Origin of the sequence: Sphingomonas sp. PP-F2F-A104-K0414 (genome assembly GCF_004340945.1) — a bacterium.
Taxonomy (GTDB): Bacteria; Pseudomonadota; Alphaproteobacteria; order Sphingomonadales; family Sphingomonadaceae; genus Sphingomonas.
Genome location: NZ_SLYD01000004.1, coordinates 548706 through 565552, shown reverse-complemented (window position 1 = coordinate 565552; position 16847 = coordinate 548706). Strand labels below are relative to the sequence as shown.

At 66.0% G+C, this 16847-nt stretch carries 14 protein-coding genes and 1 tRNA gene; 6 read left to right on the top strand and 9 right to left on the bottom strand.

What is annotated here, in order from left to right:
• The first annotated feature begins 18 nt into the window (after positions 1–18).
• A tRNA-Met gene (locus C8J46_RS12515) sits at positions 19–95 on the top strand.
• A gap of 92 nt (positions 96–187) precedes the next feature.
• Here the strand turns inward: C8J46_RS12515 and C8J46_RS12510 are convergent.
• From C8J46_RS12510 to C8J46_RS12485, 6 genes are all read right to left on the bottom strand, one after another.
• Positions 188–1234, bottom strand: coding sequence for a LacI family DNA-binding transcriptional regulator (locus C8J46_RS12510; protein ID WP_132739506.1), 1047 nt, complete (start codon positions 1232–1234; stop codon positions 188–190).
• A gap of 10 nt (positions 1235–1244) precedes the next feature.
• A complete protein-coding gene (locus C8J46_RS12505; RefSeq protein ID WP_132739503.1) occupies positions 1245–2756 on the bottom strand; it encodes a tryptophan halogenase family protein in 1512 nt (503 codons plus the stop codon).
• Positions 2753–3784 carry a cupin-like domain-containing protein gene (locus C8J46_RS12500; protein ID WP_132739500.1) on the bottom strand — a complete coding sequence of 344 codons (1032 nt, stop codon included), beginning with the start codon at positions 3782–3784 and terminating at the stop codon, positions 2753–2755. The genes C8J46_RS12505 and C8J46_RS12500 overlap by 4 nt, the downstream gene beginning before the upstream one ends.
• A complete protein-coding gene (locus tag C8J46_RS12495; protein WP_132739497.1) occupies positions 3777–4487 on the bottom strand; it encodes a SapC family protein in 711 nt (236 codons plus the stop codon). Before C8J46_RS12495 ends, C8J46_RS12500 begins: the two co-directional genes overlap by 8 nt.
• Positions 4487–6067, bottom strand: a complete 1581-nt coding sequence (locus C8J46_RS12490) for a tryptophan halogenase family protein (protein WP_132739494.1) — start codon at positions 6065–6067, stop codon at positions 4487–4489. Before C8J46_RS12490 ends, C8J46_RS12495 begins: the two co-directional genes overlap by 1 nt.
• Positions 6068–6298: 231 nt before the next feature.
• The gene (locus C8J46_RS12485; RefSeq protein WP_132739491.1) at positions 6299–9349 is read right to left on the bottom strand and encodes a TonB-dependent receptor; all 3051 of its coding nucleotides are present in this window, start codon (positions 9347–9349) and stop codon (positions 6299–6301) included.
• A 280-nt stretch (positions 9350–9629) separates the two neighbouring features.
• Here C8J46_RS12485 and C8J46_RS12480 point away from each other — a divergent pair, with 280 nt between their 5' ends.
• Positions 9630–10847 (top strand): MFS transporter, encoded by a 1218-nt coding sequence (locus C8J46_RS12480; protein WP_132739488.1) that lies wholly within the window; start codon positions 9630–9632, stop codon positions 10845–10847.
• 12 nt (positions 10848–10859) lie between these two features.
• Here the strand turns inward: C8J46_RS12480 and C8J46_RS12475 are convergent, their stop codons facing one another.
• The gene (locus tag C8J46_RS12475; RefSeq protein WP_132739485.1) at positions 10860–11675 is read right to left on the bottom strand and encodes a glycoside hydrolase family 16 protein; all 816 of its coding nucleotides are present in this window, start codon (positions 11673–11675) and stop codon (positions 10860–10862) included.
• A 305-nt stretch (positions 11676–11980) separates the two neighbouring features.
• Between C8J46_RS12475 and C8J46_RS12470 the strand changes: the two genes are divergently transcribed.
• The 4 genes from C8J46_RS12470 to C8J46_RS12460 all read left to right on the top strand — a co-directional run bounded on the left by C8J46_RS12470 (position 11981) and on the right by C8J46_RS12460 (position 14507).
• Entirely contained in the window at positions 11981–12346 is a 366-nt protein-coding gene (locus tag C8J46_RS12470; RefSeq protein WP_132739482.1) for a hypothetical protein, read from the top strand.
• Positions 12347–12508: 162 nt separating this feature from the next.
• Positions 12509–13531 (top strand): ribosome small subunit-dependent GTPase A, encoded by a 1023-nt coding sequence (gene rsgA, locus C8J46_RS12465; RefSeq protein ID WP_243643353.1) that lies wholly within the window; start codon positions 12509–12511, stop codon positions 13529–13531.
• A gap of 87 nt (positions 13532–13618) precedes the next feature.
• Positions 13619–13816, top strand: a complete 198-nt coding sequence (locus C8J46_RS20840; RefSeq protein WP_165886517.1) for a hypothetical protein — start codon at positions 13619–13621, stop codon at positions 13814–13816.
• Positions 13817–13841: 25 nt separating this feature from the next.
• A complete protein-coding gene (locus tag C8J46_RS12460) occupies positions 13842–14507 on the top strand; it encodes a UPF0149 family protein (protein ID WP_132739479.1) in 666 nt (221 codons plus the stop codon).
• 6 nt (positions 14508–14513) lie between these two features.
• On the opposite strand, the gene C8J46_RS12455 is transcribed toward C8J46_RS12460, so the two are convergent.
• On the bottom strand, positions 14514–14828 hold the full coding sequence (locus C8J46_RS12455) for a GCN5-related N-acetyltransferase (RefSeq protein ID WP_132739476.1): 315 nt from the start codon (positions 14826–14828) through the stop codon (positions 14514–14516).
• Complete coding sequence (locus tag C8J46_RS12450; RefSeq protein WP_132739473.1) at positions 14815–16788, bottom strand: beta-N-acetylglucosaminidase domain-containing protein; 1974 nt, start codon at positions 16786–16788, stop codon at positions 14815–14817. Before C8J46_RS12450 ends, C8J46_RS12455 begins: the two co-directional genes overlap by 14 nt.
• Between the last annotated feature and the right edge of the window lie 59 nt (positions 16789–16847).

The window sequence follows — 16847 nt, the reverse complement described above, 5'->3', positions numbered from 1 at the left end:
CTTCGCTAACGCGAATGTCGCGGGGTGGAGCAGCCCGGTAGCTCGTCAGGCTCATAACCTGAAGGTCACAGGTTCAAATCCTGTCCCCGCAACCATCTTCTACAATAGCCCCGCTCACAAAGCGGGGCTTTGTCATGTCTGGGCTACACACACCGCTCGCAAACTCCAGCATGCGTACAGGCCCCCGTTAAGGTGCGGATGTCGAATGGCGTAACGTCAGTACCGCGGGGACCGTCACGGGCGTGGTCGTTGCCAGTCGGGCGTCGAGATCCGCGATGATCAGCGCGACTGCACGCGCGGAGACTTCGGCGATCGGCTGGACGATCGCGGTCAGCGGTGGATGCGCCAGACGAATGATCGGGGTGTCGTCGAAGCTGATGAGCGACAGCTCGCGAGGGATTGCCAAATTACGCTCGCGCGCCAATTCGAGCGTCGCAAGCGTCATCTGATCGTTGCTCGCGATGATTGCGGTCGGAGGCTCGGCGAGCGCCAGCAGCTGCATCGCCGCCGCGCGTCCCGACGCGTGGCTGAAGTCGCCCACCGCCAACAGATCATCGCATGCGACCCCCGCCGCCTGCATCGCCGCGCGCCAGCCATCGACCCGCCACGCGCTGAGTTCATAGTCTGCCGGCCCGGCGATGAAGCCGACCCGCCGGTGGCCGAGTTCGAGCAGATGCTCGGTCGCGATGCGTGCGGCGCGCGTGTCGTCCATGATCAGCCTGATGCCGGGGCCTTCGGTCAGCGAGCCGATCCGTGCAAAGCTGATGCCATGGGCCTCGAGCAGGTTGATGATCAGCGGATTGCCCGAATGCGGGGGAGTCAGGATCACGCCATCGGGCTGCAGCGCGGCGATCGCGGCCTGCAGCTCGCGCTCGATATGGTCGCTATGCGTGTCGACGAGTTCGACGATCAGCCGGTACCCGTGTTCCGCGCACGTCAGCATGCCGCCGAGCATCATCTGGTCGAACCAATCGGTGCCCTGTCGCGCGCGCCAGTCGGCGATCGTCCGCTCGCGGTCGTTGAGCGCGAGGATCAGGTACGAGCGCGAGCCGCCCATGCGTTGCGCGGCGATCGACGGGACGTAGCCAAGCTTGTCGATCGACGCCTGGACGCGGGCCATCATCTCGGGGCGCACGCCCGAGTCCTTGTTGACGACGCGACTGACGGTTTGCAGCGAAACGCCTGCATCCGCCGCGACATGCTTGATCGTTACCGCTTGACGTCGCCGTGCCATGCGTCTGAATTCAGGCTGTGAGGACGGGCGAGGGAGTGGGGGCGTTGCCGCAGTAGCGCGCGACATAGGCGGCGTGCTCGGGCAGCCCGGCAACGGTCGCGTTGGTGCCGTCGCGCAAGCCACCGAGCAGCCGCGCCAGTTCCTCGTCGCGCAGCTTGGTGGCGATCGGGTGATAGCTGCGCGGCACGATCCCCTGGCCGAGCATCACCTGCACCCAGCTGTTTTCCGCGAACAGCTCCTCGTTCTTGCGGAACACGCGGCCGGTCTCGCGGAACAGCTCGATCTTCTGTTCGAGCGAGGCGGGGATCGGCATCGCTGCACATTGCCGCCAAAACGCGCTGTCGCGGCGGTTCGTCGCCTTGTAGTGCAGGATCAGGAAATCGCGGATCTGCAGCATGTCGGTATGCTGCTGGTCGTTGAATTCGGCGACATCGCGGGGGCTGACTGCGCCCGATGGGAACAGCCGCAGCAATCGCAGCACGGCGCGCTGGATCAGGTGGATGCTGGTCGATTCGAGCGGCTCCATGAACCCACCCGACAGGCCGATCGCGATGCAGTTGCGATGCCATTGCTGGCGTCGCGCTCCCGTGACGAAGCGGATCATGTTCGGCTCGGTGATCGTCTTGCCCTCGATGTTGCCGAGCAGCCGGTCGAGCGCCGCATCGCGGTCGAGATAGCGGCTGCAATAGACCAGGCCGTTGCCGGTGCGATGCTGGAGCGGGATACGCCACTGCCAGCCCGCATCATGCGCCATCGCGCGGGTGTAGGGGAGCGCCGGGCGGACGCTCTCGGTCTGGATCGCGATCGCGGAATCGCAGGGCAGGTAATGCGTCCAGTCGTCGAATCCGGCGTGCAGCGCGCCCTCGATCAGCAGCGCGCGAAAGCCGGTGCAGTCGAGGAACAGGTCGCCCTCGATTCGCACGCCGGACTCAAGCACCAGCGCGGCGATGTCGCCACTCTCGCCGTTCAGGTCGACCTGCGCGATCCTGCCTTCGAGACGGCGCGTGCCGTCTGCTTCGGCCATCCCGCGCAGATATTTCGCGTAGCGCGTCGAATCGAGCTGATACGCATAGTTCATCCGATCGTCGGGTAGATGCGCGAACTTGCCCTGCAACGCCGCGCGCAGCTCAAGACAGTAATCGTCGTAAGGCTGGTCGTGGCCCTTGGTCAGCCCGTGCAGCCAGAAATGCTGGAAGCCGGCGGACCAGTGATCCTTGCCGGTGATGCCGAACGAGTGGAAATAGCTCTCGCCGCGATCCTTCCAGTCGTCGAACAGGATACCGAGTTTGAACGTCGCCTGCGTCTCGCGCATGAACTCGGCTTCGTTGATCCCGAGCAGGCGGTTGAAGGTGATCATCGGCGGGATCGTCGATTCCCCCACGCCGACCGTGCCGATCGCGTCGGATTCGACCAGCGTGAGCTCGATCGTGCTGCCCATCGTGCGGGCGATCGCCGCGGCGGCCATCCAGCCGGCGGTGCCGCCCCCGGCGATTACGACGCGACGAACAGGTGTATTTGTCATCGGCTGAGCGCTCTCAGGAGGAAGGCGCGGAGGCGACCCGCGGTGTCGGTGGTGAGCGGCGCGAGCACGCCGCGTGCTGCTTCGGGGATATGGTCGACGACCTCGCGGCCATTGGCGAAGACGTAATGATCGAACATCTCGCGCCAGTGCTGCTTCTCGTCCGCAGGCAGATCGCGGATCGCCAGCATCGCGTGGTTCAGCGCATCCTGCGGCTGGCCGAGCCACCGCGGCGTCTCGCGCCACCAGTAATTCACCAGCACGTTGAAGTCGGACAGCCCCTCGACATGATGCCACCACATCGCCGGGATGTAGAGCGCATCGCCCGCCTCAAGCTCGGCGACCTGGCCGTGCGTTAGCGCCTCGCGGAAGCGGGGATGCGCGGCGAAGTCGGGGGCGTGGAAATCGACCATGCTGACCGCGCGACCCGCCGGCGTGTTGTCGACCGGGCCGAGGTAGAGATTGCGGAACTGATCGCGCGGGAAGACCGTGAAGCGTCGCCGGCCGACCGCCACGCAGGCGAGGTTGTCGGGCACGTCGTTATGCGCTGCGATCCGCGTGCGGGTGCCCATCCAGATGCTGGCGAGCGGCGTCCGGTCGCCCAACTCGACATGGTTCGCCTCGTGGAGTCCGGTGAAGAACTGATACATGTCGATCGAGGCGAGATAGATGGCGTGCGCGTCGGCGGCGCCTTCGTTGGCGTCGATCCGTGCGAAGATTTCGGGCAACTTCGCGCGCAGCATCTGGAAGTTCATCGCGTGCGCCGCGTCGTAGAACAATCGGCCGCCGCTGTCGGGCATCGCGACTGAAACTGCGAAAGGGAGGTCGCGCGCGTGGGCCTGGATATAGTCGCGTGCGGCCTTCGCGGATTGCACCCCGGCGCGGACCATCGGCCAGTCGGCGATTAGCCCGCGCACGATGAACGGCGTGGTCTCCTCGCGCAGATGCACGTCCAGGTCCGTGGCATCGCGGATGACGATCTCGCGGATGCGCGGCATGGTCGCGAAGATACCGGGCTCCGCGTCAGCCACGCGTCATCCGCCGGTTCTTCCGCGCGACGAGATCGCCGATGTTGCCGAGCGAGGCGAGCGCCATGAAGATCGGCATCATGTGCCCGGCAGCGTGCAGGTCCGCTACCGCAGCGCCGTCGAGCCCGGCCAGCCGGTCCTCGTCGATCACGTGATAGCCCACCAGCCGGTTCTTCGCGCCATCGTCGAGCGTGACATCGAGCGTCAGCGGTTCGAGCAGCTCGTAGCGGCGCAATGCGGCGAAGAAATCAGCGGACGCGACATAATCGGTGTCGAGCGCCCGGAGCTGATCGGCGATCCGTTCGAGATACGGCGTCGGTCGGCCCGTATCGTCGAACACGCGCATGCCTTCGTCCGCCCCGATCCGCGGGCTCGCCATGTCGATATGGACCTGGCGGACGTCGCCGGCGCCGCGCCCGACCAGGAACGGCTGGCTGTCGATCGCAAGCGGACGATAGCGCGCGTCCCATCCGGCGTCGCTCAGGAACAGGTTCTCGCCCGGCTCGAACCCGAACATCGCCAGCGCGGTGAAGCTGTCGCGCTCCGCGTCGAGCTGGAACAGGATCGGATAGTGCGTCTGGACCCGCCGGAACTCGCTCGGGACGGTGATGCAGGTCATCACCGCGTCGCCCAGTTCGGGGGCGCGTTCGGTACGGATACGAAGGTCGCGGTGATCTTCGGCGGCGAGGATGACGTGGTCGGACATCAGGCTGACAATTCCATGGCAGGGGCGGTCGCATGCCGCAGGGCATCGAGATAGGCACGGTTGGTCGGCAGGCCAGCGGCGAGCATACGCTTGCGCTGATCGACCTGCGCCAGCAAGGTTTCCGTGCGCGCCCGGTCGGTCGTGGCGATCGGTCCGCGGGTCGGTACGGGGAAGCCCATTCCGTACAGGACATATTGATAGCTCGCCGCCGGGAATATCTCGTCGATCATCGGGAAATCCGCGCGCGACGGCGGTTGGTGGCGCCAGAGCGTCAGCAGTTCGGCGAGGCGCGGCGGGATCGATGCGGCGTCGCGGTGATCTAGCCAATAGGGTTCGTCGCGCTCGCTGAGCACGTAATGCAGCTTCAGGAACTCGACGATCCGGTCCCAGCGATAGCGGAACAGCGTGTTGAAGCGCGTCGCGTGAATATCCATCGCGCGCCGCGTCGCGGGGAAATTGTCGAGCAGCGCATCGAGCGACAATTCGATCAGGACGATCGCCGACGCTTCGAGCGGCTCCAGGAATCCGGCCGACAGCCCGACCGCCAGGCAATTGCGTTCCCAGAATCGCTCGCGATGGCGCGACTGGAACTTGAGTTGGCGGAAAATGGGCGGTGCAACGCCCGGCGAGGTGGTGCGGATATAGCGCTCAAGCGTCTCAGCCGCGGCGTCGTCGCTCAGATGCGCGGAGGAATAGACGCAGCCGATCCCGCGTCGGGTCGGCAGGCCGATGTCCCAGATCCAGCCGGCGGCGTGCGCGGTGGCGTTGGTCTGCGAGGCGATCGCGCTGTCGGGCGCGACGGGCATCTGCACCGCCAGCGCGCGATCGTTGAACAGTTCGCCGCCGCGGTCGATCGTGGCGATGCCGTAATGCCCGCCGATCAACAGTGCGGCGTGACCGGTGCAATCGAGGAACAGGTCGCCCACGATCGCACCCGACGCGCGCGTGCGGACCGCGGCGATGTCGCCGTGCTCGGTGCTGTCGATGCCGACGACGTGGTCGCGGACGTGGCGCACGCCGAGCCGCTCGGTTGCGTGGCGCGTCAGGAGCGCGGCCAGCTTGCCGGCGTCGAGGTGGTAGGCATAGTTCAGCGTACCGGCATAATCGGGCATCGCCCGCTGGCGGGGCGCGAGGTCGCGGTGGCAGATCTCGCCTTGCGCGCCGACACTGTTCGCGAACTGGCCGCCATGCTCGGCCCAGGCTGCGACGATGTCGCGCGGGTCGCCGTCGACGGGTGCGGTGAAGGGGTGGAGATAGCTGTCGTCGGGGGCGCCGGTCCGCCAGCCGTCGAACCGCGATCCCTGTTTGAACGATGCGTCGCAGGCGAGGAGGAAGTCGGTCTCGGTGATGCCGATCCGTTCGAGCGTGCGGCGCATCGTCGGCCATGTGCCTTCGCCGACGCCGATCGTCGCGACGTCGGGGGACTCGATCAGGGTCACCTCGAGGGGGTGTCCGGCGCCGCGATCGGTGCGGGCGGCGATCAGGCAGGCGGCGAGCCAACCGGCCGTACCGCCCCCGACAACCACGATGTTCGTGATCGGATGGTCGCTCGTTGCTTCGGGGCCGGTATTCGTGGCCATCGTCTGCTGCCTATTCCCTCGTTCGAATGCGTCCCGACTTGCCCTGTCAGCGGCGAAAACGCCATCTTTCCCCGGTCATTGCGGTCGCTCGAATCCTCCCCCGCCAGGGGGAGGTGGCTGGCTCTTGCCAGACGGAGGGGGAGGTAAGGGCAACAGCGGTCCCGTGTTCCTCCCCCTCCGTCGCCTCCGGCGCCACCTCCCCCTTGCGGGGGAGGATTCCAAACATCCGCCTCAGAAGTTGAAGCGCAGGCCGGCCGAGTAGCGTGCGTAGCCCGGCTGCGCGAAGGTGACGAAATTGTCCGAGCGACGATGCCCCCGACGTCCTTGGCCGGTGAGGTTGATGACCTCGCCGAACACCGCCAGCCCCTTGGTCATCTGGACGCTCGCGCTCGCATCGACCTGACCGTACGCCTCGACATAGGTCGGGTCGAACGCGCCGCCGGCGTAGAATTGCCCGCGCCAGTTATACGCGACACGCGCCTGGAAGCCGTTCTTGTCGTAATAGCCGACCGCGTTGGCGCTGTCGCTGAGCCCGGTCAGCGCGAACTGGCCGATATTCGGATCGAGCGCGTTGTCGTACTTCGCGTCGCCGTTGACGATCGTGTAGTTCAGGATGACGCCGAACCCGGTTTCCCACAGGCGGTGCTGGATCGCGAATTCCCAGCCGTTGATATTGGCGGTCTGGTCGCTGTTGAACGGCTGGCTGACCTGGAAGTTGAACAGATCGTCCTGCGGCAGGCCGAAGATATTGCCCGTCAGCAGCCCCGCATCGCTCGTCCCCGTGACCTGCGACGAGGCCGGGAAGTTGCGCAGGATGTAATCGCGCACCAAATTGTTGTCGGTCGATCCGAGTGCCGCCACCGCCTGACGATAGCGCGGGCCCGAGCCCGGGTTGCGCAGGTCGAATGCCGGCGTGTTGATCTGCGTCGTGCCGATGAAGTTCTGCACGTCCTTGGTGAAATACCCGACCGAAATATAGCTTTCGCGGCCGTAATACCATTCCGCGGACAGATCGATGTTCTTCGACTTGTACGGGATCAGGTTCGGGTTGCCCTGGCTGCCGGTGCCGCCACCGATCCGCGGATTGGAGTCGATGTTCAGGCCGCCCTGGAGGCTGCCGTAATCTGCGCGCGTGATGGTGTGGCTGTACGACGCGCGCAGCTTGACGTTGCGGACCGGTTCGATGTCGAAATCGACCGCGGGCAGCCAGTTGTGATAGCGGCCCTTGAGCGTCGTGAACGCGGCGTTGGCCGCATAGGTCAGGGCGAATTCGTTCGCCCCGGTCCAGCGCGTGCCGGTCGGGATCGGCACCAATGCCGACGAGTTCACCTGCGTCTCGTCGTAGCGGACGCCACCGATGATGTGCGCCGGTCGATCGAAGACGTCGAACTTGCCGTTGAACTGGATGTAGGGCGAGATCGTCCGCTCGCGGATGCGGCGATCATTGGTGTAGTTGGCAAGGCACGTGCCAGGCGCGGCGGTGCCGGTCTGCGGGGCGCTGCAGATATTATACTGCGACCGCAGCAGTTCGGCCATCTGCTCGAAATTGAACGTGTAGATCGACTGCGGGATCGCCGGATTGTTCGCGCCTGATACGCCCTTGAACTTGTCGGGTATGCTGGTGAGGTTGAAGAAATCGTCGGGAACCGCCGCTGCACCGGCCGCCGCGCCGCGCGGATCGATCCCGCCCCAGGTCTCGTTCTGGATGAAGCCGTAGGCCGAGCGGACCTTGTTGTCGACGTACGAGAAGCCCCAGTCGATGCTGTCGAGGAAGTCGCCGTCGTGGTCGTAATGCCCCTTCAGCTGGAGCTGGTTGATCTCGTCCTTGAAATACGCGTTGCGGAACGCGTTGCCGGTCGGCGTGATCAACGACGCGTTCAGCGGGTCGATGCCGGGGTACATCTGGTACGAGATGATCGGCAGGTCGTTCTCGAAATTCACGGTCTGCGACTGGACGCCGAAGATCGCGCCGCCGATCGACGTGCTGCTACCGTAATCGTTGGTCGGCTTGGAAACCGCGGTCGAGTGATGCGCGTCGAGCGACATCGTGACGTTGCCGGGCGCTTCCCAGGTCAGGTTGCCGCCGATCGACTTGTTCTCGGATTTGTTCGCGGTGAGCGAGCTGCTGTACGACAGATCCTTGCCCGGCGCGAAATTCTCCGAATAGAAGACCGGACCGGCTGCCGGCCCGTTGGTCCATGCGCTGCGCGTGTCGCCGAAGTTGAACCAGATGCCGACGCTGCTGTCGCGCACCTCGACCTTGTTGCTCGAATAGGTGAGGTCGAGCGTCGCCGTCAGCGTGTCGGTCGGCTTGGCCTGAAGGACCAGCTGGCCGTTGATGCGCTCGCGGTCGATGTCGATGACGTCGTAGGCGGCACTCTGCGGGATCTCATAGACGTCGGTCGGACCGGGGCGGTTGGTGATGTTGGCGGCGCCCGGCGTGCCGGGCTGTGCCAGCGTGCCCCAGTTATTCTCAGCCCCCAGGAACCCGTCGCGGAAGCCGACGCTCGCCGAGTTGTTGCTCGCCTTGCGACGCTGATACGCGCCGCTGAACAGGATACCGATCCGGTCGTCGGCGAAGGTGGTGGACAGGATGCCCGACACTTCCGGCGTGATCTGGTCCTTGCCGTTGCGCGAGCTGTCGAGCACGCCCTTGGCGGCGATGCTGCCACGCGTGCCCGGCTTGTCGAGCGGGCGCGGGGTGCGGATGTTGATCGTCGAGCCGATGCCGCCCGAGGGCACGGCGGCGCGACCGGTCTTGTAGACCTCGACCGCGGCGACGCCTTCGGAGGCGAGGTTGGCGAAGTCGAACGAGCGCGAGGCGGGCGCGCTGGCGCCGTCGCCGAGTGTCGAGGTCGGCATCTGGCGACCGTTCAGCGTGACGAGGTTATATTCCGGGCCGAAGCCGCGGACGGTGACGGTCGAGCCTTCACCGTTCGAGCGGTCGATCGATACGCCGGTGATGCGCTGCAGTGACTCGGCGAGGTTGGTGTCCGGGAACTTGCCGATATCTTCCGACGAAATCGCGTCGACCACGCCCTGGCCATTGCGCTTGATGTCGATCGCCTCGCGCAGCGATGCGCGGATGCCGGTGACGACGATATCGTCGGTGGCCTCGTTCGGACCGGTGGGGGTGGCCTGCGGTACGATGTCCGAAGAGCCTGGATTGCCGACCGTTGCGGCAGCGTCCTGCGCCATGGCGATGCCGGGCAGGCCAACTAAGGCCAGTGCCGATGTGCCGATGACGAAACGCGAAAGCGAGCGAGCTGTGAAGCCACGCATGATAGTCCTCCCCTGTAGACGGCGCTATAAGCTGCGCCTTCCCCGTGAACGTTCACATTCTCTGTCCGTCACAGTGTGTCAAGCACGGTAGCGCTACCGTTGTGAACGTTCACAAATTATGTTGAATATAGTGTCCGCGCTGCAACACGTCGCGGTTCGAAGGGGCTGCGCGTCGGGTCGTGCGGCGATGCAATGCGTCGCGCCAAGGGCCTCAGAGACGACCGTGTTGGCGACGGACGGAGGTTGCCCTGCTGGTATCGAGCGGCCTAGGAACAGCGCAATGGCGCGCCATCCCGCTCTCCCGACCGCGCCGCTACCCGACCGTCGGTCAACCGGCTTTCTGCTGGTTTTCGCGCTCGCTTATGTCGGTGGAGTCATCGGCTACCTGCCGTTCTTGACGTTGCTGTTGCCGATCAAGGTCGCTGCCGTCGCCGGGGCAGGGCGGCTGGGCGTCCTCACCATGATCGTGGTTGCGGGCGCGCTTTCGGCCAGCGTCGCCAACATCGCGTTCGGTTGGCTGAGCGACCGATCGGTGGCCCACGGCGGCGGGCGTCGCAGGTGGCTCGCCGGCGGGCTCGTCGCCACGACGCTTTCCTATGCGGCGATCGGCGCGGCGACGTCGTCGACCGGTCTTATCCTGTCGGTTGTGACGTTCCAGGTCGCGGTGAACGCAGTGCTCGCGCCGCTGCTGGCGATCATGGCCGACGAGGTGCCCGATGCGCAGAAGGGGCTAGCCGGCGGTCTGCTCGCGGTGGCAAGCCCGGTCGCCGCGGCGCTGGCGGCGGCGTTGATGGCAACCGCCCTGCTCGGCGAGACGGCGCGGCTGGCGATCGTGCCACTCGTAGTGGTCGCCTGTACGATGCCTCTGTTGCTGCAGCACGCGCAGCCGGTGGTGCCGGACGATCCGCCACGGCCGGCGAGGGCGGTGCTACGGCGCGACCTGGCGCTGGCCTGGACCGCGCGGTTGTTCGTCCAGATCGCGGGCAGCGCGCTGTTCGTCTATTTCTTCTACTATCTCGAAAGCGTCGCGCCGACAGTCGCACCAGCGACGATCGCGGCGCGGATGGGAACGGTGATGATCGTCGCCTATTCGGTGCCGCTGCCGATCGCGGTCTTCGTCGGTCGTCTTGCCGATCGTTCGGGTCGGACCAAGCCGTTCCTCTTCGCGGCAACCGTCGTCGCGGCTGCCGGACTATTGGGAATGGCGGGCGCGCAGAGCTTTATGGGCGGTGCGGTCGCGTTCTGCGTCTACAGCGCCGGGACGTCGGTGTTTCTGGCGCTCCACGCATCATTCGCGATGCAGCTGTTGCCTGACCCCCGCCATCGTGGCCGCGATCTCGGGTTGCTCAACCTGACCAACACGCTGCCCGGCCTGCTTGGACCGACGCTGACCTGGGCACTTGCCACGCCGACCGACTTCGATGGGGTGATGCTCGTGCTCGCCGCACTGACGCTGTGCGGCGGGCTGGTCATCCTCTTCGCGCAGGGGCGCCGGTGAAGGGGGCTTCGGTCAGCGCTGCCAGTAGCGGACGTAATCGATCGCCATCCGCTGCGGAAACGCCACGTCGTCGATCCCCTTCTGGCCACCCCAGTCGCCACCCACCGCGAGGTTGAGGATCAGGTCATAGGGGCGCGTGAACGGCCACGCCGCCTTGCCGCCGGGCTGGTCGTTGGCGACGCGCATGATCGCGCGGCCATCGACACCGATCGTGATCGCATCCGCGCGCCAGTCGAGCTGATAGCGGTGATATGCCGTGCAGGCGGTCGCGAGTCCGATCTGCGCGCCGCGTTGCGTGCCCTTGGTGTGATTGAATGCCGCGGTGTGAAGCGTGGCATGGACGACATTGGCATCCCAGCCCACCATCTCCATGATGTCGATCTCGCCCTCGTCGGGCCATTTTCCGCCCGACGGCAGCAGCCAGATCGCCGGCCAGCTGCCACGCCCGCACGGCAGTTTTGCGCGAACCTCGTAAAAGCCATACCCGCGCGGGGTGCGCGAGACGAGCTTGGCTGAGGTATATGCTTGACCGCCCCAATCGGCGAATCGCGCCTTCGACAGCGTCTCGCGCCGCGCCTCGATGACCAGCGCGCCGTTTTCGATCCGCGCATTCTCGGCACGGTTCTTGGCATAATATTGGCGTTCGTGATTGTACCAGCCTTCGGCGTTGCGCGACACGTCGAAGCGCCATTTGGTCTGGTCGATCGCCTTGCCGTCGAACTCGTCGGCAAAGCTCGGGCGGCTCTTGGGCACGGGCATCGGTGCATCGACGCTGTAATTGGTCGCGCCCAGCGTGGCGGCTTGCGCGGCAAGTATCAGCAGGATCATCGGATCGCCCCCGGCATCATGATGCGCCCGATCGACCCGTCCGGCACAAACCGGTGCGTTGGTTGCTGGTCCATGCGGCACCTCTCCCAATTCGCCCCGGAGCCGTCACCGCGTGATGCGGATGCGTTCGGGTAGCGCGACAGATCTAGGTCAATCGGCACGCGAGCTCAACTCCGGCCCTCCCAAGGCGCGGTGTACCTGGCCGAGCGTCGGTGGTATCGGCGGCGGTCGGCTGGCGTGATCACCGTGGCCGGCCGGGAAACGTCGGCAGGCCTGCGTCGCGTGCGAGAGAATGCGAGAAGCGTGTGGCGGACAAGATCGTAAAGACCTGGCACGGGGCGGTGGCCCGCAAATGGCTCGAAAGCCGGGTCGTTGCGGCGCGCGCGGATCAAGTCGTCGCGGAGCGCGGCGGGCGGGAGCTTCAGGACGATTGCGACAAGGCAAGCGCCGAGGAGATGGTCTGCTCGCTGATCCTGAAGGCCAAGGCATCGCTGGATACGCAGGAGGCGGTATCGAACCTCCTCCGCGCGCTGCTGGAGCGGGACGACTATATCTGGCGCGGAGTCTACGATGACACGCGCTTCGACCGCCACGTCCGCAGCTATGCAAAGAAGGTGATCCGGATGGTGAAGCTCAACGATGGCTTCGAGAAGGTCACGCATTACCAGTGAGCCGGGACCAATAACCGGGACCAGTAAACCGGGCGTTGTCGGTTTGCCGTCCCGCCGGATGCCCTGCATGGTCGCTTCGCAGAGCCGAGCGTGTCATACCGGGCAAGGATCGCCATATCGGTGAGCCCGCCCTACGATGATCGCGAACCGTCGTGAAGAAAGATGCCGCTGCGCCCTATGATGCCGACCGACGAGACATTGGAAGATCTTGGCTGGGATGACCATTTCAGCGCCCAGCTGTCGGACGAGGACCTGCGCGACCGTCATCCCGTCCGAGTGATGTCGGTCCATCGTGGTCAGATCGCGGTGGCGGGAGCCGGCGGCCGGCAGCTCGTGACGCCCTATATCGCGGGGGCGCAACCGACCGACGATCATCCGACCGTCGGCGACTGGGTATTGATCGAGACGTCGACCGGGTTGCCGATCCGCGTGCTTCACCGCAAGAACCTGTTCAAGCGTCGCGCGCCGGGCGATCCGCGTCGCGAGCAGATGATTGCCGCGAACGTCGATACGGTATTCCTAGTCGCTTCGTGCAACGAAGACTTCAGCGTTGCGCGGCTCGAGCGCTATCTTGTGCTGGCGCACGACGTGGGGGTTACCCCGGTGGTCGTGCTGACCAAGGCGGACCTGACCGACACACCGGACGTTTACGTCGCGGCGGCTCGAGCGATCGAGCCCGGCCTGCGGGTCGAGATCGTCAATGGGCGTGATCCACATGCCGTCACCGGCCTCGCGGACTGGTGCGGCCCCGGCCAGACCGTCGCGTTCCTCGGCTCGTCCGGGGTCGGCAAGTCGACGCTGGTCAACTCGCTACGCGGCTCGGACAGCATCGCGACCCAGGCCATTCGTGCGAACGACTCCACCGGCCGCCACACCACGACGGTGCGCGAGATGCACCGGCTGGCGCAGGGAGGGTGGCTGCTCGATACGCCGGGCATGCGCGAATTGCAGTTGGCCGATGCGGCCACCGGGATCGCGGAGATCTTCGACGATTTCGTCGCGGCTGCGGAGGAGTGTCGTTTTTCCAACTGTTCGCATAGCGTCGAACCCGGGTGCGCGGTTCAGGCCGGGATCGCAGCGGGACATCTCACGCGTGCCCGATTCGAGCGTTGGCAGCGGCTGGGAGCCGAAGAGCGCGCGAACACCGCCAAACAGACCAAGCGAAGGTCTCCCAAAGGGGTGTAACATCTACCGGGGCGCCCCCCAAAGCTGCCCCCAAAGCTGGTTGTATCCGCGTCTGTCTTTCCATCCCCTCCTGCTATCGGCCTGACAATGTTGAAATCCCGTATCAAGCGACGCATGATCGAGCATGACCGGGCGGTCTTGTGCCTGGCGGAAATCGAGGCGTCGATCACCGCCTTGAACGACGAGGACCTGCTCGATCTGGCGGATATCTTCGCTCGAGCAACGCGCGCGCCGCTGACCGCGATGGCGGCAGCCGAAATGACCAAACGGAATTTGAGCCTGTGACGACGACGACACGGTGCCTGGGGGCATGAAGCAGCGCCCGTCCCGACTCCGTCGTCTCGACGATGCGCTCGCCGACCTGCCGCTCGAAGAGCCGATGCTGCTGACTGAGCTCGACGGGTTTCTCACCGGGCTGCTGGTCGGACCCGAGCGTATCGAGCAAGGCGAATGGCTGCAGAGCATATGGGGGCTCGATGAAACCGGCATCGCGCCGTTCGAGGATCCGCTCGACGTGCAATGGTTCGTCGATGCCGTCATGGCACGATACGCCGAGATCGCCCGCGATCTGGAGCGTGGCAAGCTGCGTCCTATCTTCGACGTGGACGAGCGGACCGGAGACATCCTTTGGGAATTGTGGATCGACGGGTTCGCCGAAGCGATGGCATTGCGGCCCGAAAGCTGGGACGCGGTAGCGGCTGGCGACGATGCCGGGGCGGTCGACGGTCTCGCGCGTCTGTCGGTGCTGATCGCGATCGCGCGCAATGAAAGCGCGCTGGACAGCATGGAGATCAACGAACGCGAGGACCAGGCACCGGCCGATCTCGCGACGAGTGTCCTCCAGCTCCATGCGTCCCGATTGCGGGCAGCTGCCGCCGTTCCGCTGCCAACGGCTGGCGCAGCGCCGGTCAAAGCGGGACGGAACGATCCCTGTCCATGCGGATCGGGCAAGAAGTCCAAACGCTGCTGCGGGTGACGGGCGTCATTTGCGTGCGGCGCGAGCCCTTCGCCACGCCAGCGATTGCCGATTGAGTACGGCCAGATCCAGTTCGCCTGCCAAGCTCGCTTCGGCGAGCGCGATAGCGCGATCGAGCACGACGCGGTCGGCGCGCGCATAGGCGGGTCGATCGGGTATGAAGTCGTACCAGACGCCGCCACAGGCGTTGTCGAGGAAGATACGCTGGAAGCAATGATCGGCGCGGACCGGCCAGCCACGCGTCGGCGCCGCGGTCGGCAGGATGTCGCGGGTCAGCGTCAGCCAGCGAGCCTCGGCTGAGGACCGGTCATTTTGGGCCATCGGATCGCACCGGTACCGCGCCGTCAGCCTCGATTGCCGGCGCGGCGGCAATTAGGGTCGGCGCGTCGCTGACGAAGGCGTCGAGCACGCCGTCCGCGATTTTGATCGGACCATCGAACCGGGTCGCGCCGGGGATCGTCGTGATCGCAGCCGCCTCGCGCGCCAGTGTCCGCGCCTCGGCGAAATAGCGTGCGGCGGCAGTGCTGCCGCTATTGGCAGAGCCGAGGCCGGCGGCCGTCAACTGGAGCGCGCGGCCCCAGCGTTGCATCGCATCGAGCCAAGGCCGCGCCTGCGCCGCGAAGCCGGGGTCGATCGTCCCGGAGCGGATGATGTCGGGCGCGTTGGCGATTGCGTCGGCACGCGTGGTCAGGTCCGCGATCGCCCGCTGCCGCGCCGCCGCATCGCCGTCCGCCAGCACTTCCCGGACCGCGTCGAGCGCTGCCTTCAGTCGCGGTGCCTGCTCCTGCCAAGGCTGGCTGCCGAAGGTCGGCGCCATGTGCTGCGTATCGAAGAAGGTGAGCAAGGCCGCGGTCGCGCGATCGTCGCCGCTCGCCAGTTCCCGCGCGGAAAAATGCCAGGTCCGCTCGGCATCGTACGCGGTGTCGTTCCAGCCGAACGCGGCCACGCCGGTGACCGCCGGGCGGCTCGGTGCTTCCTGGTTCATCGGGTTCGACAGAATGCCGGTCAGTTCGCCCGACAGTCCGGCCTCGCGTCGCGTATAGGGTGCCATCAGCAGCCGACCGGTAGTCTGCGCATAGTCGTTGACCGGATAATTGTCCCACAACAGCGTCTTGCGGCCGAACGCCTTGGTCGCCGCCTTGGCGTCGGGGATCGAGATGGCCGGCGGGACGACGTCGGTGCCGGTCCACTGGACGACGATCCGCGGGTCGAGATGCTTGCGCAACGCCGCCTTGTACGGGGTTTCCTTCGCGTCGTAATATTCGGTCGGCACCATGATCAGCGCGCGCGCACCCGGATCCTTGGTGCTCAGGCCGGCCTGCACCGCGTTGAGCAACTGCGCCTGCGCGACGCCGGCCGCTTCCGCGCCCGAGGGGCCGAACGCGGTCTTGTCGCGCTCGCAGTTCCACTTGGTATATTCGATGTCGTCGAGCGCGACGTAGAAGCTGCCGACGCCGATCGCTCGCAGCGCGTCGAACTTGCGTTCCAGCGCCTGCACGTCGGCGGGGTCCGAGAAGCAGACCGATGGCCCGGGCGAGACCGCGTAGACGAAGTCGACATGATTGCGCCGCGCGGTCTGGGCCAGCGTGCCCAGCGATGACAACGTCGCGGTGGGATAGGCCTCGCGCCACCGATCGCGCGCGTATGGATCGTCCTTCGGGCTGTAGACATAGGTGTTCGCCTTCACCGTGGCGAGGAAGTCGAGATGTTTGGTGCGATCCGTCATCGACCAGGGCGCGCCGTAAAAGCCCTCGATCGTGCCGCGGATCGGCATTGCGGGGTGATCCTGGATCACCAACGCGGGCAGGGTGGGGCGCCGGGCGAGCTGGCGGAACGTCTGGACCGCGTGGAACAGGCCATCGGCGTCGTGACCGGCGAGCGTGACGATGCCCGCACCGGCCGCTACCGTGGTGAGGGTGTAGCCTTCGGTATGCGTCTCCAGCGTGGCCTTGCTGCGAGATAGCGAGTCGCGCACGACGCCTGAGTCGCCAAGGCCGAGGACGATGTGAACGCGATCGGGGTGAACGCGATCGGGCGCGACGGGCAGCCGGCGCGCCGATGTGATCGTCTTCACCCCCGCCGCCGTCAGGATGTCGCGGACCCGGGCAACGGTCTCCGGATCGGTACCCGGCGCTGTGATCAACACGACGGCGGTGCCCAAGGCGAGTGTGCCCGATGTCAGCACCATCGAAGTGGGCGCCGGGAAGATTGCGGGGCGCGTTACGGGATGTCCCAATGCATGGCTCGGCACCGCGATCGCCAAGCTCGCGGACATCATCATCAGCGCTAGACGGCGCCAATCTTTCCGCTACGTCGCGCCATCCGTTGCTCCCCGGTATC